Annotated in this window: 15 protein-coding genes and 2 pseudogenes; 8 read left to right on the forward strand and 9 right to left on the reverse strand. The window is 56.2% G+C overall.

Features of this window, described 5'->3' with window-relative positions:
- The first annotated feature begins 109 nt into the window (after positions 1–109).
- From ACIOJF_RS08785 to ACIOJF_RS08800, 4 genes are read left to right on the forward strand one after another with little or no spacing between them, the layout of a single operon-like run.
- On the forward strand, positions 110–1,102 hold the full coding sequence (locus tag ACIOJF_RS08785) for a 2-dehydro-3-deoxygalactonokinase (protein ID WP_402741505.1): 993 nt from the start codon (positions 110–112) through the stop codon (positions 1,100–1,102).
- A 41-nt stretch (positions 1,103–1,143) separates the two neighbouring features.
- Complete coding sequence (locus ACIOJF_RS08790; RefSeq protein ID WP_402741506.1) at positions 1,144–1,788, forward strand: 2-dehydro-3-deoxy-6-phosphogalactonate aldolase; 645 nt, start codon at positions 1,144–1,146, stop codon at positions 1,786–1,788.
- A complete protein-coding gene (gene dgoD / locus ACIOJF_RS08795) occupies positions 1,785–2,933 on the forward strand; it encodes a galactonate dehydratase (protein WP_013350471.1) in 1,149 nt (382 codons plus the stop codon). Before ACIOJF_RS08790 ends, dgoD begins: the two co-directional genes overlap by 4 nt.
- Positions 2,934–2,938: 5 nt before the next feature.
- Positions 2,939–4,261, forward strand: a complete 1,323-nt coding sequence (locus tag ACIOJF_RS08800; protein ID WP_402741507.1) for an MFS transporter — start codon at positions 2,939–2,941, stop codon at positions 4,259–4,261.
- Between the two features lie 105 nt (positions 4,262–4,366).
- On the opposite strand, the gene ACIOJF_RS08805 is transcribed toward ACIOJF_RS08800, so the two are convergent.
- From ACIOJF_RS08805 to eat, 5 genes are read right to left on the reverse strand one after another with little or no spacing between them, the layout of a single operon-like run.
- Positions 4,367–5,167 (reverse strand): 3-oxoacyl-ACP reductase, encoded by an 801-nt coding sequence (locus ACIOJF_RS08805; RefSeq protein WP_402741508.1) that lies wholly within the window; start codon positions 5,165–5,167, stop codon positions 4,367–4,369.
- A gap of 55 nt (positions 5,168–5,222) precedes the next feature.
- The gene (locus tag ACIOJF_RS08810) at positions 5,223–6,623 is read right to left on the reverse strand and encodes an aldehyde dehydrogenase family protein (RefSeq protein WP_402741509.1); all 1,401 of its coding nucleotides are present in this window, start codon (positions 6,621–6,623) and stop codon (positions 5,223–5,225) included.
- Positions 6,620–7,390, reverse strand: coding sequence for a gamma-glutamyl-gamma-aminobutyrate hydrolase family protein (locus ACIOJF_RS08815; RefSeq protein ID WP_402741510.1), 771 nt, complete (start codon positions 7,388–7,390; stop codon positions 6,620–6,622). The genes ACIOJF_RS08810 and ACIOJF_RS08815 overlap by 4 nt, the downstream gene beginning before the upstream one ends.
- Positions 7,391–7,409: 19 nt before the next feature.
- Positions 7,410–8,801 carry a glutamine synthetase family protein gene (locus ACIOJF_RS08820; RefSeq protein ID WP_402741511.1) on the reverse strand — a complete coding sequence of 464 codons (1,392 nt, stop codon included), beginning with the start codon at positions 8,799–8,801 and terminating at the stop codon, positions 7,410–7,412.
- A gap of 51 nt (positions 8,802–8,852) precedes the next feature.
- The gene (gene eat, locus ACIOJF_RS08825; protein ID WP_402741512.1) at positions 8,853–10,289 is read right to left on the reverse strand and encodes an ethanolamine permease; all 1,437 of its coding nucleotides are present in this window, start codon (positions 10,287–10,289) and stop codon (positions 8,853–8,855) included.
- 174 nt (positions 10,290–10,463) lie between these two features.
- On the opposite strand from eat, the gene ACIOJF_RS08830 reads away from it, so the two are divergent.
- Positions 10,464–11,189: a FadR/GntR family transcriptional regulator gene (locus ACIOJF_RS08830; RefSeq protein WP_402741513.1), complete on the forward strand. Its 726-nt coding sequence runs from the start codon at positions 10,464–10,466 to the stop codon at positions 11,187–11,189.
- On the opposite strand, the gene ACIOJF_RS08835 is transcribed toward ACIOJF_RS08830, so the two are convergent.
- Complete coding sequence (locus ACIOJF_RS08835) at positions 11,119–11,334, reverse strand: transposase (RefSeq protein ID WP_402741514.1); 216 nt, start codon at positions 11,332–11,334, stop codon at positions 11,119–11,121. The genes ACIOJF_RS08830 and ACIOJF_RS08835 overlap by 71 nt on opposite strands.
- Positions 11,335–11,913: 579 nt before the next feature.
- Here ACIOJF_RS08835 and ACIOJF_RS08840 point away from each other — a divergent pair.
- Together ACIOJF_RS08840 and ACIOJF_RS08845 are read left to right on the forward strand one after the other, a co-directional pair.
- Positions 11,914–12,912 (forward strand): hypothetical protein, encoded by a 999-nt coding sequence (locus tag ACIOJF_RS08840; RefSeq protein ID WP_402741515.1) that lies wholly within the window; start codon positions 11,914–11,916, stop codon positions 12,910–12,912.
- A gap of 195 nt (positions 12,913–13,107) precedes the next feature.
- Positions 13,108–14,079, forward strand: a complete 972-nt coding sequence (locus ACIOJF_RS08845; protein WP_402741516.1) for a hypothetical protein — start codon at positions 13,108–13,110, stop codon at positions 14,077–14,079.
- A 61-nt stretch (positions 14,080–14,140) separates the two neighbouring features.
- Here the strand turns inward: ACIOJF_RS08845 and ACIOJF_RS08850 are convergent.
- A pseudogene (locus ACIOJF_RS08850) lies at positions 14,141–14,893 on the reverse strand (transposase); the annotation flags it as partial.
- 184 nt (positions 14,894–15,077) lie between these two features.
- Here ACIOJF_RS08850 and ACIOJF_RS08855 point away from each other — a divergent pair.
- Positions 15,078–16,524: pseudogene (locus ACIOJF_RS08855) on the forward strand (integrase core domain-containing protein).
- Between the two features lie 289 nt (positions 16,525–16,813).
- Here the strand turns inward: ACIOJF_RS08855 and ACIOJF_RS08860 are convergent.
- Complete coding sequence (locus tag ACIOJF_RS08860) at positions 16,814–17,425, reverse strand: Eco29kI family restriction endonuclease (protein WP_402741517.1); 612 nt, start codon at positions 17,423–17,425, stop codon at positions 16,814–16,816.
- Entirely contained in the window at positions 17,422–18,630 is a 1,209-nt protein-coding gene (locus ACIOJF_RS08865; RefSeq protein ID WP_402741518.1) for a DNA cytosine methyltransferase, read from the reverse strand. Before ACIOJF_RS08865 ends, ACIOJF_RS08860 begins: the two co-directional genes overlap by 4 nt.
- Positions 18,631–18,697 lie beyond the last annotated feature (67 nt).

An 18,697-nucleotide genomic window follows, 5' to 3' on the forward strand; every position in this document is an offset into this window, starting at 1 on the left:
ACTATATACAACACCTTTTGAACTATTGGGATACCTCCGACACTATTCAGATGTGAAGGGGAGCACAGCTGAACGATCTTGTGCAGTCCATGAAATGAAAACAGGAGTTATGACAAATATCGCCGAAGCCCAGTTGATCGCCTTGGACTGGGGAACTACGTCCGCACGCGCCTACCTCATGGGCGCCGATGGCCACACCGTGGCGGAACGCAGTGCAGCTCTTGGCATCATGCAAGTGGCCTCGAAGGCGCAAGCCGAGACCCAGTCCCTCGATGAGGCCTTCAAGGCGACGCTGACCGAACTGTGCGGCGATTGGCTGGATAACTTCGAGAATGTCCCCGTGATCGCCTGCGGAATGGTTGGCAGTCAGCAGGGCTGGACCGAAGCGGCCTACCGACCAGTTCCAGCCAATTTGGCTGATCCAGAATTCGGGTTGGCATCAGTGGAGATCGCTCCGGGCCGAACGATGCAGATCATCCCCGGCGTCTTGGACCTCAAAGAACTTCCAGACGTCATGCGCGGTGAAGAAACTCAAATCCTCGGTGCCATTGATCTTGCCGCCGTGAACGCAGATGACTCCGAAGAGCAACTGTTCCTGCTCCCGGGGACGCACTCCAAATGGGTCAAGGTCTCCGGACGCACGATTACCGAATTCTGCACTTCCATGACAGGTGAAACGTTTGCACTGCTCAGCACCCGGTCCATCCTCTCCAAGCTCATCGAGCCAGCACCATCGGCGAATTGGTCGGCCTTTGATCGAGGCGTGAAGGTATCGCAATCGGGCGAGGGCGCTGCGGATCTGATGCTCACGGCCTTCTCCGCGAGAACCTTGGTTCTGACCGAGCGTTTGGAAAAAAACGAAGTCAGTAACTATCTCTCTGGGCTGATGATCGGTGCTGAAATCCGTTCCGTTCTTGGCAAGCAAGCCACCAACGACGCCCTGTCGCTGACCATCTGCGGCAATAAGGAACTCAGCTCCAGGTACACCAGGGCGCTGAATATTTTCGGAATTGATCAGGTGCGCGAACTGCAAGGCACAGCCCCTCGGGGAATCTGGGCCGTTGCAAGCGCACAAGGCCTCCTGCAGACCCCCACGGTCTGAGCCACCAACTTGCCACACGATTTATCAAGAAAGGTTTTGCCGTGAATGAACTGACGACAACTTTGAAGGCTGCCGGACTCGTAGCCATTTTGCGAGGTCTTCATCCTTCGGAAGCTCAAGGCGTTGGCGAAGCGCTCTATGCCAGCGGTTTTCGGTCTTTGGAGGTACCGCTGAATTCCCCGGAGCCATTGAATAGCATCGAAATTTTACGCGGTGCGCTACCTGAAGACGCAGTAGTTGGTGCAGGTACTGTGCTCACCGTAGACCAAGTTCGCTCGTGCCACGAGGCGGGCTCGCAAATCATTGTTTCCCCAAACACCAACGTGCGGGTTATCCAAGAAACGGTGGCGCTGGGCATGGATTCGTTCCCAGGTGCTGCTACTCCGAGCAACGCCTTTGATGCCATTGAAGCCGGAGCGAAGAACGTCAAGATTTTCCCTGCCGAGCAAGTAGGCCTGGCGGGATTCAAGGCGTGGACCGCTGTGATTCCCTCCGGCATTGGCCTGATCCCTGTCGGGGGCATCAACGAGGAGAACATGGCGCAATGGCTGGAAGCCGGAGCCACAGGTTTTGGCATCGGCTCCTTCCTTTACAAGTCCGGACGAAGCCTTGAAGACCTGAAAACGAGGGCAGGCAATCTTGTCTCTGCCTACCAAACGATCCATGAGATGAGGAAGTCTGCATGAAAATTACAAAACTGACCACGTACATGGTGCCACCTCGCTGGTTGTTCCTGAAGATCGAAACCGACGAGGGAATTGTCGGTTGGGGCGAGCCAGTACTCGAAGGCCGCGCATCCACTGTTGCCGCAGCAGTTGAGGAACTTTCGGATTACCTCATCGGCCAGGATCCGCGAAACATCGAGGACCTTTGGACGGTAATGTACCGCGGCGGCTTCTACCGCGGTGGCGGCATCATGATGAGCGCCCTGGCCGGCATCGACCAGGCGCTGTGGGACATCAAGGGCAAAGCGCTTGGGGTTCCTGCCTACGAGCTACTCGGTGGCAAGGTGCGCGACAAGATCCGCGTGTACTCATGGATTGGCGGCGACCGCCCGTCGGATACCGCCGCCGCCGCGAAGGCCGCCGTTGAACGTGGCTTCACTGCAGTGAAAATGAACGGCACCGAAGAACTCCAGTACATCGACACCTGGGACAAGGTTCAGGGGTGCTTGGAGAACGTTCAGGCTGTCCGCGACGCAGTAGGCGAGAACGTAGGCATCGGCGTTGACTTCCATGGTCGAGTGCACAAGCCAATGGCCAAAGTCCTGCTCAAGGAACTAGAGCCCTTCAAGCTGATGTTCATTGAAGAACCGGTACTCAGTGAAAACGTGAACTCCATGCTGGAGCCATTGCGCAATTCCAGTACTCCGATTGCCTTGGGCGAGCGGCTGTTCTCCCGTTGGGACTTCAAGGATGTCTTGGCCAGCGGAGCGGTGGACATCATTCAGCCGGATCCCTCGCACTGTGGCGGCATCACCGAAGCCCGCAAGATTGCGGCGATGGCTGAAGCCTATGACGTTGCAGTCGCCTTGCACTGCCCACTTGGCCCAATCGCTCTAGCCGCGAACCTGCAGATCGATGCCGGTGCATACAACGCCTTTATCCAGGAGCAATCCCTGGGGATCCACTACAACAAATCCAACGATCTCCTTGACTACGTCAATGATCCGTCGGTCTTCGCCTACGAGGATGGCATGGTTGCCATCCCTGAAGGTCCGGGTCTGGGCATTGATGTAAATGAAGAGTACGTCATTGAACGCGCAGCTGAAGGTCATCGCTGGCGCAACCCAATTTGGCGTCACAAGGACGGATCCTTCGCAGAATGGTAAATCGTATGTCTCAGTCGACACTGTCGTCAGCTGCAACACTCAAGAGCGCTGGCAAAGCTACAAAGACGCGCTACGCCGTAGCCTTCATGTTGTTCCTCACCGTAGTAATCAACTACATGGATCGTTCAAACCTCTCGGTTGCAGCGCCGTTGATCTCCGAGGAATTCGGCCTGGACACAGCACAGCAAGGCCTGTTACTCTCTGCCTTTGGCTGGACCTATGCGGCCATGCAGCTACCGGGCGGTTGGCTTGTAGACCGAGTTCAGCCTCGTCTGCTGTACCCAATTTGCCTGGTGCTGTGGTCGGTGGCCACAATCTTCATGGGCATGGCCGGAAGCTTCATGGCTTTGATCGTGTTGCGAATGGCTGTCGGTGGCTTCGAAGCCCCTGCGTACCCAATCAACAACAAGGTGGTCACTGCCTGGTTCCCTGAACGTGAGCGCGCCACCGCTATTGGCTTCTACACCTCTGGCCAGTTCATAGGTCTCGCGCTGCTAACCCCCGTCCTGCTGTGGCTTCAGCATGCATTGACCTGGCACTGGGTCTTCGTGGTTACCGGTGCGGTAGGCGTCGTATGGGGCCTGATCTGGTTCGTCATGTACCGGAATCCGGTGGATTCCAAGAGAGCCAATGCCGCTGAAATCGAGTACATCCGCGAGGGCGGCGGACTTGTTGACCTTGGCAGCAAGAAGGCCAAGACGGTTGCACCGAAGCTGAGCAAGGCTGACTTTGCCTTGGTTTTGGGACGCAAGAAGCTGTGGGGAATCTATATTGGCCAGTTCTGCCTGACCTCCACGTTGTGGTTCTTCTTGACCTGGTTCCCAACCTACTTGGTGACCTACCGTCAGATGGATTACATCAAGACGGGATTCCTGACGTCGCTTCCATTCATCGCGGCGTTGGCCGGTGTACTGATCAGTGGTGTTCTCTCTGACCTCATGCTCAAGCGTGGGGTGAGCCTGGGTACTTCCCGCAAGCTGCCAATCATCACCGGGCTGTTGCTCTCCATGAGCATGATTGGTGCAATCTTCACGGACAGCACCGCACTGGTCATCACCTTCATGTCTATTGCCTTCTTCGGCAATGGCCTGGCTTCGATTACCTGGTCCTTGGTATCTGCACTGGCACCGTCTCGCCTGATTGGTTTGACCGGTGGCATGTTCAACTTCATCGGCAACCTGTCCTCTATTGCCACCCCAATCGTGATTGGTCTGCTGGTCTCGGCCACGGACTTCGGTCCGGCGTTCATTTACATGACGGTCATCGCGGCGGTCGGAATACTCTCCTACGTCTTCTTGGTGGGCAAGGTGCAGCGCGTCGAGGGCTAGGCGTTACCTAGAGGAAGCATCCGGGGCCCTCGGCTCCGAAACGAACGGTCGGAGGTGAACCTGAAATTTCAGGTTCACCTCCGACCGTTCGATGCTCTAGGCCGTTTATAGGGGAGTGACGTAAGCGCCGGCGATTCCGCCATCAACGAGGAACTGGCTCGCGGTGATGAACGAGGAATCATCAGATGCCAAGAAGGCAACTGACGCTGCCAGCTCATCCGGTTCTGCGAAGCGACCTAGCGGCACATGGATCAAGCGACGTGCTGCTCGCTCCGGGTCCTTGGCGAAGAGCTCCTTTAGCAGCGGGGTATTTACCGGGCCGGGGCAAAGCGCATTGACCCGGATGCCCTGCCGGGCGAACTCGACACCGAGTTCGCGGCTCATGGACAGCACCCCGCCCTTGGAAGCCGAGTAGCTGATCTGGCTGGTCGCCGCACCCATGACAGCGACGAAGGACGCGGTGTTGATGATTGAGCCCCGGCCCTGTTCCTGCATGTACGGCAGCACGTGCTTGCAGCAGTAGTACACGCTGGTCAGGTTGACCTCCTGGACCTTGCGCCAGGCGTCGATGCCGGTATCCAGGATGGAAGCGTCGTCTGCCGGGGAAATCCCCGCGTTGTTGAATGCGATATCCACCGAACCGTAGGTCGACTTGGCTGTGGCGAACAGGTTCTTGACGTCTTCCTCATTGGTGACATCGGTGCGGACGAAAAGCCCGCCGACTTCCGCGGCGGCTTTCTGGCCGATTTCCTCGGCGCAGATATCGCCAATGACCACCTTGGCGCCTTCATGGGCCAAGCGCTTGGCCGTGGCCAGCCCGATGCCGGAGGCTCCGCCGGTAATAGTGGCGACTCGTCCGGCAAGCCGATTGGTGACCAAGCCGTTGTACGGGGCAGTTTCGCTCATTTGATGGTTCTCCTTGCTAGTGATTTGTTTTAGTTGGATGATGCTTTGCGGTAAATCAGCTTTCGGTGTCAATGAAGACGTTCTTGACTTCGCTGAAGGCTTCGAGAGCATCTGGTCCCAGCTCGCGGCCGAGTCCGGATTTCTTGTAGCCGCCGAAAGGAGTGGAATAGCGCACCGAGGAATGGGAGTTCACCGACAGGTTCCCGGCCTCGACCGCGCGGGCCACGCGCAGGGCGCGGCCCACATCCCGGGTCCAGATGGATCCGGAGAGCCCGTACTCCGAGTCATTGGCAATGCGGATAGCATCGGCCTCATCCTCGAATGGGATCACCGCAACGATCGGTCCGAAGATCTCTTCGCGCAGGATCCGGTCCTGCGGATCTTCGGGAACCACGACCGTAGGCGGGAACCAGAAGCCCCCGCCCTGCGGGATCTTTCCCTGATAGGCGATATCATTGCGGGGATTTCCCTGCTCATCGAGCAGGAAGGACGACACCGTCTGCAGCTGCTTGGCGGAGACCAAAGGGCCCATCACCGTAGCTTCGTCGCTCGGATCCCCGACAGTAACCGCCGCGACGGCCTGGGTGAATAGCTCCATGAACGCATCCAGAACGCTGCGCTGCACCAGGATCCGGGAGCGGGCGCAGCAGTCCTGTCCGGCGTTGTCGAAGACACCACCCGGTGCCCGGGCGGCCGCCTTTTCGAGGTCGGCATCGGCGAAGATGATATTGGCGCTCTTGCCGCCCAGCTCCAAGGTGACACGCTTCAGCTGGTCCGCGCATCCGCGCATGATGCCCTGGCCCACTTGGGTGGAACCGGTGAAAACCACCTTGCGGACGTCAGGATGGGTGACAAAGCGCTCGCCGACTACCGAGCCCTTGCCCGCGATGACGGTGAAGACACCCTCGGGGATACCGGCCTCGCGGGCCAACTCGCCCAGGCGGATGGCGGTCAACGGTGTCAGCTCCGCTGGCTTGAGCACGACAGTATTGCCCGCAGCCAGTGCCGGGGCGAATCCCCACCCCGCGATCGGCATGGGGAAATTCCATGGAACGATGATCCCGACGACACCCAGCGGTTCGTGGAAGGTCACGTTCACTCCGCCTGCGACGGGAATCTGCTTGCCGAAGTTCCGTTCCGGGGCTGCTGCGTAGTAGTTCAGCACATCCCTGACGTTTCCGGCCTCCCAGCGGGCGTTGCCGATGGTGTGCCCGGCATTGAGCATTTCCAGCTGGGCCAGATTCTCCAGATCGCGGTCTACTGCGGCCGCGAATCTGCGCAGCAGCGCGGCGCGCTCAGCAGGAGCGACCTGGCTCCAGGCGGGAAAAGCCTCGGAGGCCCGGGCAATTGCGGCATCCGCCTGCGCGGTATCAGCCAGCGCGACGTCCTGGACTGCTTGCCCAGTCGCCGGGTTGATCACGGTAAAGGTGTCTTTCACTGCGGTATCAGTGCTCATAGCGCTTCCTGTGGTGTCGAAATAGATTTGCTGGTGGCGTAGTCATGCGCAGCCTGGATGAAAGCCTGCATGAGCCGGATATCTTCCAAGTTCTCTTCCGGGTGGAATTGCGTGCCCAGAACCCAGCCTCGGGCCTGCGGCATTTCAACGATTTCCACCGTCCCGTCGCTGGCGCGGGCGGTGACCTCCAGACCTTTGGCTACCTCCTGCAGGGACTGGTGGTGGTAGCACGGAGCACTGGCCTGGTTGCCCAGGATCTGCTCCGCCAGAGAACCATGCGCGGTGGTGAAATCCACTGTGCCGAAGACCCCGGGAGCTGGCTGGTACTTTTCGGCAGCATCCGGAAGGACATCGGGCAGGTGCTGGTTCAGGGTTCCGCCCTGCTGCACGTTGAGCACCTGGGCGCCACGGCAGATGGCGAACAGCGGAACGGCCCGCTCCAGCGCGGCGGCGGCCAAAGCCATGTCGTGCAGGTCCCGCTCGGGTTGCGCCGCCGTGCGCGGATGAGGTTGCTGCCCGTAGCTAGCAGGATCCACATCCACGCCGCCGATGACTATCAGCCCATCCAGGACGTCCAAGACGGAGGCGTCGGTGGCAACCGGTGGCAGGAGCATTGGCGTGCCACCGGCTGCAACCACCGACTTGATGTACTTGCCCGGGACAATGGCCGCGGTACTTTCCCAGACACCCCATTTGGCTTCCTGCCAGTAGGTGGTCAGCCCGATGCGCGGCCTGCGCTGCGTTGCCGGGTCCGATGGATAGTTCACTTGTCGTTGTCCTTCGTGATCAGTGGCGTTCGAAACCACGGGAAACTTCCCAGTCGGTGACCGCGGCGTTGAACTGCTCGATTTCCACGTCCGCGTAGCGGGTGTAGTGCTCCACTACTTCCTTGCCGAAGATTTCCAAAGCGATTTCCGAGTTCGCGAAGAGCTCTCGGGCCTCGGCCATGGTTTGGGGCACATGCTGGGATCCGGAGTCGTAGGCGCTTCCGGTCACCATCTCGGGCAGTTCAAGCTTCTTCTCCATGCCGTAGAGACCGGCCGCCAGCATGGCGGCCATGGCCAGGTACGGGTTGGCGTCCGCTCCGGGCAAGCGGTTCTCCATGCGTGCGCCGTATCCCTTGCCCACCAGCCGGACCGCGCAGCTGCGGTTGTCCAGACCCCAGGCGACGGCGGTAGGTGCGAAGGATCCCTTGGCGAATCGCTTGTAGGAGTTGATATTCGGGGCATAGAACAGGGTGAACTCCCGCATCGTGGCCAAGACTCCGGCGATGAAGTGGTTGTACATCTCCGTGCGTTCTCCGCGGGCTTCGTCCCAGAAGGCCAGCGAGCCATCAAGCTTGCGCAGCGACATGTGGATATGGCAGCTGGAACCTTCGCGCTGGTTGGGCTTGGCCATGAAGGTGATGGATTGCCCGCGCTGCGAGGCCATGTGCTTGGCCGAGAGCTTGTAGAAGGTGTGGTTATCGCCAGTGGTGACCACGTCGTCGTATTTGAAAGCAATCTCGTGCTGCCCGAAGTTGCACTCGCCCTTGGCCGATTCGACGATCATGCCCGATTCGTACATGGCGTTGCGGATATCGCGCAGCAACGGCTCGACGCGCATCGAACCCAGAATCGAGTAGTCGACGTTGTGCTGGTTGGCAGGGGTGAGGTTCCGGTAGCCGCGCTGCTGCGCATCTTCGTAGGAGTCGTTGAAGATCAAGAATTCCAGTTCCGTACCTGCCATGGCGCGCAAACCCAGCGCAGCGGCTTTCTCCTGCTGCGCCTTGAGCAGGGACCGCGGGGCCACTGGAACCGGACGTCCATCCGTGGTGGCCAAGTCGGTCTGGATCAGTGCCGTGCGTTCCAAGTACGGAACTGGGCGGATGGTGTCGTAATCCAGCACGAACTCCATGTCGCCGTAGCCGGTGTCCCAGCTGGTCAGCGAGTAGCCTTCCACGGTGTTCATCTCGGTATCCACTGCCAACAGGTAGTTGCAGGCTTCGGTGCCGTGGTTCAGCACGGTGTCCAGGAAGAACTGGGCGTGGACGATTTTTCCCTGGAGCCGGCCCTGCATGTCGGTGAAGGCCAGGATGACCGAATCATAGACTCCGGTGCGGATGCCCTCGGTCAGCTGTTCAACGCTTAGCATGCGTTCGTTCTTGGCGGCCTTGACGAGTTCTTGGATGTCTTGCATGGAGAATGTTCCTTCGATTGTCGGGGTGTGGTTCTGTGGCCTGGGACCGGTTTACTTCAGGGCATTTTCTTCGGACTCCAGGATGGCGAATTCTTCTTCGGGCGCGCTGGCAACCAGGCGATGCCGGCTATAGAACCAGAAGTACGCGAGTGCCAGGACGAAGACTCCTGCGGTGATTCCTGCGGCGAGGATGTCCACGACGAATGTTGCGATGAGGGCAATGACAGCAAGCACCAGGGCAATGGAAGTGGTGATGATGCCGCCCGGGGTGCGATACCCGCGGGGCAGGTCGGGTTCCTTGATCCGCAGGACAATGTGGCTCAAGTTCAGCAGCACGTAGGAGACGGTGGCTCCGAAAACCGCGATATTGATCAGCTGGTCGCCATTGCGGATGACTGCTGCCAGGATGAATCCGATGGTGCCTGGAACCAGCAGGGCCACCCACGGAGTGTGGCGGGATCCGGTAAGCGAGAGCACCCGGGGCAAGTAGCCGGCACGGGACAAGGCGAACAGCTGCCGGGAGTAGGCATAGACGATAGAGAAGAAGCTGGCCACCAATCCTGCCAGGCCCGCATAGTTCACGAAGTTCGCCAGCGCCGAATTCTGCCCGTAGGCTTCGCGCAGCGCTTCGGGAAGAGGGGAACCGGAGACGCTCATGGCTTCGGCTCCCGCGACTCCGGGCACCAGGATGAGCATGGCAGCACCGGAGAAGACCAGGAAGATGACTGCGGTAATGATGCCCTTGGGCATATCGCGTTTCGGGTCTTGCGATTCCTCGGCGGCCAGTGGGACACCCTCTACTGCGAGGAAGAACCAGATGCCGAAGACCAGCGCGGCGAGGGTTCCGGAAATGCCGAACGGCATGAAGGCTGAGGAACCGGCCGAACCGTCTGGCACGATGTCGAAGAGATTGCTTGGCTCAAAGTGCGGTATCAGGCCAAAGACGGTGACAATCAGCGCCACAATGGCGATAGCGGTGATGCCGAACATCAGCTTGAGCGCTTCGCCAACGCCCCACATGTGGATGCCGATGAAAACAATGTAGGTGACCAGGTAGACGGGCCACGAATTGGTCATCCCGAACAGGCCGAGGGCCTCGATGTAGCCGCCGATGAAGGTGGCGATCGCGGCAGGGGCCACGGCGTACTCGATGAGCACTGCCATGCCGGTGGCGAAACCGCCCAGAGGTCCCATGGCCCTGCGGGCAAATCCGTAGCCCGCGCCGGCCGTCGGCAGTGTCGATGACATTTCTGCCAGGCCGAATACCATGCAGGTGTACATGATGCCCATCAGCACGAAGGCAATGAGCAGTCCGCCCCAGCCGCCAGCGGCCAAGCCGAGATTCCAGCCTGAAAAATCACCGGAAATGACGTAGGCAATACCCAAGCCGGCAAGCAGGATCCAACCTGCGGCGCCTTTCTTGAGCTGCCTATGTCGTAGATAGTCTTTGTCGACCGATGCGTAGTCGATGTGTGAATTCTTGGTCATGTGAGCTTCCTCGGTCCATGAGTCCTGAATCTAATGGACTGAAATCAGTCCTTTGCATGCGCTCAACTGTGGCAGGGGTCACGAAGGAAAGTCAATAGGTTAGTTTGAAAATAGAGCTGGTAAGAGAAAATGAAAGGTGTTTTCTTGAACCAAATAGTGTGCCATTCTTAGATCATGGCCGAAACTAAACCATTGGATTCCCGGGATGGGATGAGGTTCCTTGGGCAAGTGCGCCGGGGAAACGTCTTCGAGGAGACTCTCGGGCAACTGTTGCGCGCCATGAGGCTAGGCGTCTTCCCGCCAGGCGAAAAATTGCCTGCGGAGAGGGAACTTGCCGAAGCCCTGGGTGTTTCACGAGCAACATTGCGCGACTCGTTGGCGGAATTGCAGAGCGCAGGCTACTTGCAGGTCCAGCGAGGCCGATACGGCGGAACGGTTGTTGCGGCTCATCCGAATTCGCATGAGAATCCATTGGATGATTCGGACCGTGCACGCATTGAGGATGTGCTGGCATTCAGATCGGTTGTTGAACCTGCCGCAGCGGAATTGGCCGCAGGGGCATCGCTCACTGCAACCCAGCGAAATAATTTGATGCTGGCGCACGAAGCCGTCAATTCAGCCGACGCGACGAACTACCGCCCGCTGGATGCCCGACTCCATGTAATGATTGCCGATTTATCGGCTTCGAGCATGCTGGCAAAAGCTGTCGCTGAAGCGCGCGACGCAACCAGCGAGCTGTTGGATCGGATTCCGTTCCTGAAACCGAATATCGCGCACTCCAGCCGCCAGCACGAGGACATCTTGAACGCCATACTCCGCGGCGATGGAGTCAGCGCGAAGAAGCTGATGCAAGAACATCTTGATGGCACTGCGACGCTGCTGCGCGGATTCCTGGATTAGCCGTTGTACAAGAACGGCAATTGGCTTCGTCGTTGGGCAGGGTCTTGTTCCAGATTTTGGTGCCGTCTTTGGTGACGGCGCAGGCCCAGTGGTCAGTTTTCCCGACGTCCAGTCCGAGGAATATCTCGATGTTTGTGGTGATCATGACTAGTGCTCCCTTGAACTAGTTCCTGTTCAAAGTCGACCAACCGCAGGTAGCAAAGTCTTACATCCACGTTATGACAGGCGTCCAGTTTTGGCGCCGCGCCCCGAATCAGCAATCACCGCGCTGCCATCCCAATCTCGGTGGCAGCACCCCCGGACTATTGGATAAGCAGGGGCAAGACACCATGCCGAGATTGGTCGGCCGACAGTCCCTATGATCCTCTTTTAGGGGCTGTCAACAACATAACGGGCTGCTGAGGAAGCAACTGAGTGCCATATGCCAGTATTTAACAGCCGCGGTTGATGGTTGTGTCCCGGAGCTGCGGGGCCGCAGTTTTGCCGTTGCGGTGTTGTTCTCCTTTTTCAGGACGAGCTGGCGGTGGTCGTTTGCGATGAACTGGCTCATGCTATATCCCTTAGTCTAGTTAATTTGTCACGTTCGATCGTTTTCGTGGGAGCTGGGCCAATCCAAATGCAGATAGACGTCGGGGGCCTATGTAGACGGGAATTGATTTGGTAACTGGAGGTCATGAATGGTGCCGTTTCGTGGAAGTCCAATGATCAGTGCCAAAATCAGGTTATGAATGAATCCTCGATGCCCTCCGAAATCTGGCACTACACCGATGCAAACGGGCTGCTTGGCATGGTTAGGGATCGAGGCCTTTGGGCCGGTTGCACTGATTTCATGAACGATGAAAAAGAAGCGATCAGAGGAATCGAGATGCTCCGATCTCGCTGGGGAAACGATGGATCAGAGACTTCAAAGCCAGAAGATGGTGAGGAAATTGAACTCGCGATAGCAAACATGGAGAGCTCGAAGGAACGTCAGTACATCGTCTCGTCTTCAGAGCAGTCGGACAGCTTGACCATGTGGCGAAATTACGGGCGCGAAGCAGTTAGCTATGCAGTTCAATTGGATCCGTCAATAAATCTGGTCCTACTCCCGATCCCGAAATACTCTGAGACGGAAGAATGGCCTGACGCTCCAGACGACTATTTGCAGCCATACTTGGAGGTGATGCAAGAAGAAGACGGTTCGACTCATAGCGTGCTAACGGGGCACCCGGATTCGGTCCATAGTCGTCAGCGCGGCGGGTGGAAGAGGGTTGAATATACTGAAGCGAAACAAATCAAGATCGTAGACGACGTAGCTGAAGCCATCATCAAGTACAGAAGCGGGCTGAAAGGCAAGCCAGGGAACGACCTTTGGCAGTTCCTTCATCAAATGCGTTGGGAAGAGCAACTGACATTGATTAAAGACCGAGGGTTTCACCATGAAGAGGAGGTCAGGTTGCATTTTTTCGGAGTAACCCCAGAATGGCGATTTGTCCATTACCGGTCGACCTCTTTGGGCGTGACACCATACATCGTACTGACAGAAGCCTCAGATCAAACTCAAGAAACTGATGGATGGGGCAGTGGCACCTTTGAATCCGCCCCCAGGAGACTTCCCATCGTTGCCGTACGCATCGGCCCCACTCGCTATCCAGACCTCGCGGAAAGAGGACTACGGAGCCTTCTCAATGAGAACGGCTACACGAACGTGGAGATACTAAAGAGTGCGGTCCCGTTTAGATAGCACCTGCGACGATCGATCACCCAAAGTGCTCTTGCTTCAACGCATTCCAACGCGCCTATGCTCTAGATACTGTCCGGACTGACTGTGGCACGGATCGTATGAGTCGCAGTAAATGAGATCACTGCGAACGTTGGTGCATCTTGAATTGAAGTTTCGCGTCGTGCTTTTTAACCGTCGAAGGAAAGTGAGGAAATCTTGGACGAGCGTCCAAAGCCTCTTGTCTGGAACCCGCAACAAAATGGCCTAATACCACCTCCGGATCGTATAGAACCACCGGCTGAAGCAGCTGAGGTCAAACGGCTGAAACGGCAGCACTACCGAAATTTTGACGAGGAGAAATTCGACCAGAGAATAGCGGATTTTGAGAAACTTGATTTCGATGACCCGGAGTTTGATCTGCTTAATGCAGTAGAAAACGTTCTTCGACAGACTCCAAACGGTGGCTACCTGCTGCCGATGAGCTGGGACGAAATTCCGCCAGGGAATATTCTATGGCGAGCTCGTTCAATAAGCAGGGAAGATCTGAACAATGGAGACATCACACCTTCGGACCTCTGGGAAGCGCCTCAGCAATATATAGGCCCGGGTCGCCTCAACGCAGCCAATGAACCCGTGCTCTACACCTGTTGGGGTCGACCACTCGGAACTCTTCTGGAAGCTAGAATCAATCAACCGCGGGACACTTTTATCCTAGTGGGGTATAAAGTCTGGAAATCGATTCCTGTCCGACGTATCGGGGTCACAAACCCAGATGCAGACCTATGCAAAGACCACCAGCGGGTTGAAGAAAAAGTATCGAGATTCCTTGCTGAATCATTGTCAATCCTTGCTTTTGATGATGACTCCCGGATCTACTCTTTTACTCGGCAACTTCTACATACTATTTACGGTCTTGAGCCCGGGTGGGAAGTGGGCTGGGCTTATGCCTCGACATTGGTGGGCCCCGATGTTCTCAATGTGGCCATAGAGCCGGAAGCAGCCCATGCAAGGTTAGAGATTGCGCATGTGATCAAAGGAGAATTCGTGGAGTTACGCGGTGATGTGATCAGTTGTGCTTTTGAAGGCTATTCAGATGGACGAGCGGCACGAAAGGGTAGGCTTGTATTTAAGGAGTTTCCGACTGATCAATTTTCCTCGCTTCAAGACTACTTTGATTTTCTCCTGTAGCTGCGAACGGCCTGTGGAAAAGAATTAAGAGCTAGGATCGGGGGTGCCCCTATGTTCTATGTCAAGCAACTTCCACCACCAGAGCATCGTAAAGCGATCCGTCGCGGATCATCGCGCACAGTACGGTCAGCCGCCGGTGGGCCAACGCGATGAGTGCTTTGTTATGCCGTTTGCCTTGGGCCCATTACCGGTCATAGTATTCCCGACTGGTCAGATCAAAGCGAATGGACGCGAACGCCGAAAGGAACAGCGCTCGTTTCTAGCGGTTGTTCCCTGAATGGCTGACCCGTTCGGACTTGATCGAAGTCCCCGACTGACGCTTGGTCGGTACCAGCCCTGTGTAGGAAGAGAATGCAGCGGCGCTGGTGAACGTCTTGCCTGAGGTCTCGGCGATGATGATCGCAGCGGTCCTGACGGCAACCCCTGGCATGGATGTCAGGACCGGGTAAAGAGGGTGGGCCTCCACCATTGCCACCACATGCGTGGCCACGTCCACACGCTGGGCGTGCAAGGAAATCAGCTGGCGCGCAAGACGCGGGATGACCAAGCCAGCAGCATCAGTGCCGACCAGTACCACCGTTTGCTCATCCAACACATCCATGATGGCGCCGGTCCACGCGATGTGCCGGCGGGCAGAGTGCTTCCTGAGTTTTGCAGCGATCCGGGCTTTGCCCGCATGCTTCAGCGCTGCTGGACTAGGCCAGGTTGCGAGGACTTCCAACACCGCATCATACGCCAGCCAAGGACCGAGGATTCGTTCCAGTGGTGGGTGGATCTGAGTGAATAGCCTGCGGATCCTATTGCTGGTCTGGGTGCCGAATAGCCCGAAATGGTACTTCTGTTCCTACGAAATGGTGTGTAATCTCGCAACATCGTGGACACCTAATCTCATCACATCGTTGACAACCGATCTCATGACTTTGTGTGTCCTGTCTCATCACTTTGTGGACACATGAACTCATGACTTCGTGGACACTATGTCTCAACAGTTCGAGAACATGACAAGTGCCCTTCCACCACACGTACGATCCATGCTCATCAACTTCGCCTCCACACAACCAGATGCCCTGAGCATCAGCGAATTCTGCAAGACTCAGAAAATCTCCCGGAGTATTTTCTATCGACTTCGACAAAGGGCAATCAACGAATCGGTTGCAGCACTCCACCCCCAATCCAGAGCACCGAGAGAGCCAGCCATGAAATACGGTCCAGAGGTGATCAACGAGTTGGTGAAGATCCGCCAGAAACTCAAAAAGGATGGTTGGGACTACGGTCCCAAAACCATTCATTACGAAGCAACGATTAACGAAGACAATTTCCCAGGCGGCAAGATTCCGTCAATTGCTACGATAGGCCGCTTGCTGGCCGGTGTCGGCCACGTGGACCGTAACCCTCGCAAGCGACCAAAATCTTCCTATGTTCCCTTCGCTAGGTCAACGGCCATGGCCCTGTGGCAGCTCGACGCTCTTGAATACCGAACCACCAAAAATCAGCTCATCACCGTGTATCAACTCATCGATGATGTCAGCAGATTCGATGTTGACTCCCGAGCTTTCCAACGTCACGAAAACAGCCAGGACGCTCACGAAGTTCTCGTGTGAGCCATCGCTGAATGCGGTGCACCACAAGAGGTGCTCAGTGATAATTCCAAAGCGTTCAACCAGTTGCGTAGAGGGACGTTCGGTGCGGTAGAAATGTTTCTCGCATCCAAGGGCAGCATGCCGATCACTGGGCTACCTGGAAGGCCTACTACTCAGGGAAAGAACGAACGGTCACACCGCACTTTGTAAGGTTCTTGATAGAGAACAAGCCACAGGATCTGGCCGATGTGCAGAGGTTGCTGAAACGGTATAGGGAACATTACAACAAACGCAGACCGCATCAATCCTTGAACCAGGTTACCCCACAGGCTGCCTGGGAACTGCTGGAGCATACACCTGCCACAGAACCGATTCACTTATCAGTATTAGAAGCAAAAGCTGCCCAATATCTTAGTAAGCATCGCTTGGTCCAACCTACGGCCAGCAGGTTGGACGTTGTCGTGTCGAAGTCGGGTGAAATCATGAAAAGAGCTCATGATGAATCGGATCCAGTGCCCTTGTTGGAATCAAACCAGATGATTGTGGAAGTCACTAAGGAAAACCGCAGAACGTTCTATCAAGGGTTCTATATTTCGTTGCCCACATCGTTCGCTCGCCGTCAGTTCATCAGGACGATTACCGACACAGATTATTGGTGTCTGACCCTGAGACTAGTGAAATTGTCATGTCGTTCCCGTTACCGATGGTGGCCTTGAAAGTTGAGGGCAAGTTCGTATCGTTGTATTCAATCAGAGGAATTCAAATGACTCTGACGACACGTCAATGGGAGAAGAAAGCTGAACAGTACCGTGCCATGATCCAGGCTCGTGAGGATCAATTGCCGACGTTCTTCGAGCATAACTAGGTGGTTTAAAGTTACCAACTGCTCAACTCGGTTGGTAGTTGGTAACTGTGTACAAAGTATTGAGGTCCAGTGTCCACGAAGTGATGAGTTTCGGTGTCTACGAAGTCCCCAGATTTCACACCAGGTAGTCGGACGTCCGGTACCAACAAACCCTATTCAGCAGCCGAGCTTCTATGTAAATGACAATCAGTAGCCTCGATTATCGGCCCCGTTAGAATCTCTAGAAATTTTCATGATCTTAAGGTCTTATGCAGAGACAATTCATCGAACCACGTGCTCCCAGTATGGACTAGGGCTTGTGAGTTGCCAAATATTGCACAATGTCTTGCTGTATATCTAGTGGCGTCTCTGGGCGCTTGGCCAATTTTGGAGCCCACGAACGACCAGGATGGAGCGTATCCCAACGCGGTCGCATACCTTTATAACGGCCTGCCCCGGGATCGTGATTGCCCAAGCCATCCACGATTACATTCCAAACTGGATTATGCATTCGAATAGCTACGACTTCGGCAAGGGGAATCCAAGTCGGGGCAACAGCCAAAGCCCTTACCTGGAAGTCCCGAACGTCTAAGTTTTCAGCGGCATCGATGGACGCGAAATGTTTTTTGATTCTCAAAAACAGTTTCGAACCTACGGGTTTGTTGGTTTGTTCAGGGTCGCCTTTCCTAGCATTTTCCGCATCAGCTTTTCCGATGTAGATTGCCCATGTGCCGGGGGCAGTAGAATTTGCGGCAGCCAGAAGCTTGTAGGCGGGATGGTCGCCGGTGTAGTAAAGCGCGTAAATGCCCGCACCATCGAATCTTTGTAATTGTTCAAGGGGTTCTACGGGACGCTCGTCGAGGGCTCGGGCGATTGATGCTCCGAGATTGTCGTAATCAAGAGGGTCAAAATGTTTGATCATATTGATAAAAACTCACGTGCGATTTTACGCTGCGCTGATTCTGCAGCGCTTTTCTTGGCGTTGTCCAACTCCAGATGTTCGACAACGCTACCCATTACGGTTTCAGCTAGCTTTACGGGCACTGCATTCCCTATCTGACGCATGGCTTCTGACCAGGCGCCGTGTAGCGCGTAGCGATCGGGGAAAGTTTGAATGCGCGCTGCTTCACGAGTCGAGTAATAGCGAACTGTTCCATCAGGAAAACGAATCATATTCTCACCACCAGGCACACCGTGCACGCCGGCTTTGAGCGCCTTACTTGGTTCGTCCAGAGGAGAGCCTGTGTGACCAGCGTAGGCACGTGCACCTAGCTGAAGACGATGATCTAACCATCCACGCGCAGTCCCCTTAGATCCCGGATGTGGAAGACCTCGTAGCGCATCTCTGACCGTGAGCCACGGTTTCTTACCATCTTCTGCTCTAAGCGCCGCTCGGACTGGGATACGGTCCATTTCGCGTACGCCATGACGCTCCCAGTAAGTACCTGAATTCTGGGCACGAAGAAGAGAAGACGCTGAATGAGTGGGTTGTGGGAAGGCCCATTCCGCGTCTACATCAGATCGGAACCCAACCATGAATATTCGATGTCGACGCTGAGGAACGCCGAAATCAGCGGCGTCTACTAACGCGGTCACCAAATGGTAGCGTAGGTCCGATCGAACTGCAGTGTGTTCTCGTTGAAGCCTCGTAAAATGTTCGATCCAGCTCTCGCCATCACGTGAACGGAGTTCAGGATGCTGGAGGCGGAGTTTGGTGAATTCAAAATAGTCTGAGAAGGATGACCGGGTTAGTCCTTTGACGTTTTCGATGACAAACGCTCGCGGGCGTAGTTTCTCAATGACTGCCGTAGTCGCCGGAAACATGTCGCGCGGGTCGTCAGCGTTACGAGCTACGCCACCGAGGGAAAATGGTTGGCATGGCGGGCCGCCGGTGACGACGTCAACTTGATCAGCACCGGGAATTGTCGACCAGTCTATGGATCGGACGTCGCCTTCGAATACCTCGATACCCCTTGTGAGGGGGTAATCGTTTGCAGCATTCTCTCGAATGGTTGTACAAGCCCAGCGGTTCCACTCCGCGGCGGCAATATGCTTAACACCTGCTAGTGAAGATCCGAGCAGCAGTCCGCCACCGCCGGCAAATAGCTCAACGCCTGTGACTGTCAAAAAAACTCCTCATTAGGTTAGAACTAACGGACAATTATACCTCCCGAACCATCCGTCGACTCCGTGC

Origin of the sequence: Glutamicibacter sp. NPDC087831 (genome assembly GCF_044742845.1) — a bacterium.
Lineage (GTDB): Bacteria > Actinomycetota > Actinomycetes > Actinomycetales > Micrococcaceae > Glutamicibacter.

What these genes read in the sequence shown, in the direction of transcription:
- ACIOJF_RS08805 (WP_402741508.1), bottom strand. Translation starts at nt 5,167, where the DNA reads ATGAGCGAAACTGCCCCGTACAACGGCTTGGTCACCAATCGGCTTGCC.
- ACIOJF_RS08800 (WP_402741507.1), top strand. Translation starts at nt 2,939, where the DNA reads ATGTCTCAGTCGACACTGTCGTCAGCTGCAACACTCAAGAGCGCTGGC.
- ACIOJF_RS08830 (WP_402741513.1), top strand. Translation starts at nt 10,464, where the DNA reads ATGGCCGAAACTAAACCATTGGATTCCCGGGATGGGATGAGGTTCCTT.
- dgoD (WP_013350471.1), top strand. Translation starts at nt 1,785, where the DNA reads ATGAAAATTACAAAACTGACCACGTACATGGTGCCACCTCGCTGGTTG.
- ACIOJF_RS08810 (WP_402741509.1), bottom strand. Translation starts at nt 6,623, where the DNA reads ATGAGCACTGATACCGCAGTGAAAGACACCTTTACCGTGATCAACCCG.
- ACIOJF_RS08820 (WP_402741511.1), bottom strand. Translation starts at nt 8,801, where the DNA reads ATGCAAGACATCCAAGAACTCGTCAAGGCCGCCAAGAACGAACGCATG.
- ACIOJF_RS08860 (WP_402741517.1), bottom strand. Translation starts at nt 17,425, where the DNA reads ATGATCAAACATTTTGACCCTCTTGATTACGACAATCTCGGAGCATCA.
- ACIOJF_RS08840 (WP_402741515.1), top strand. Translation starts at nt 11,914, where the DNA reads ATGAATGAATCCTCGATGCCCTCCGAAATCTGGCACTACACCGATGCA.
- ACIOJF_RS08835 (WP_402741514.1), bottom strand. Translation starts at nt 11,334, where the DNA reads ATGATCACCACAAACATCGAGATATTCCTCGGACTGGACGTCGGGAAA.
- ACIOJF_RS08785 (WP_402741505.1), top strand. Translation starts at nt 110, where the DNA reads ATGACAAATATCGCCGAAGCCCAGTTGATCGCCTTGGACTGGGGAACT.
- eat (WP_402741512.1), bottom strand. Translation starts at nt 10,289, where the DNA reads ATGACCAAGAATTCACACATCGACTACGCATCGGTCGACAAAGACTAT.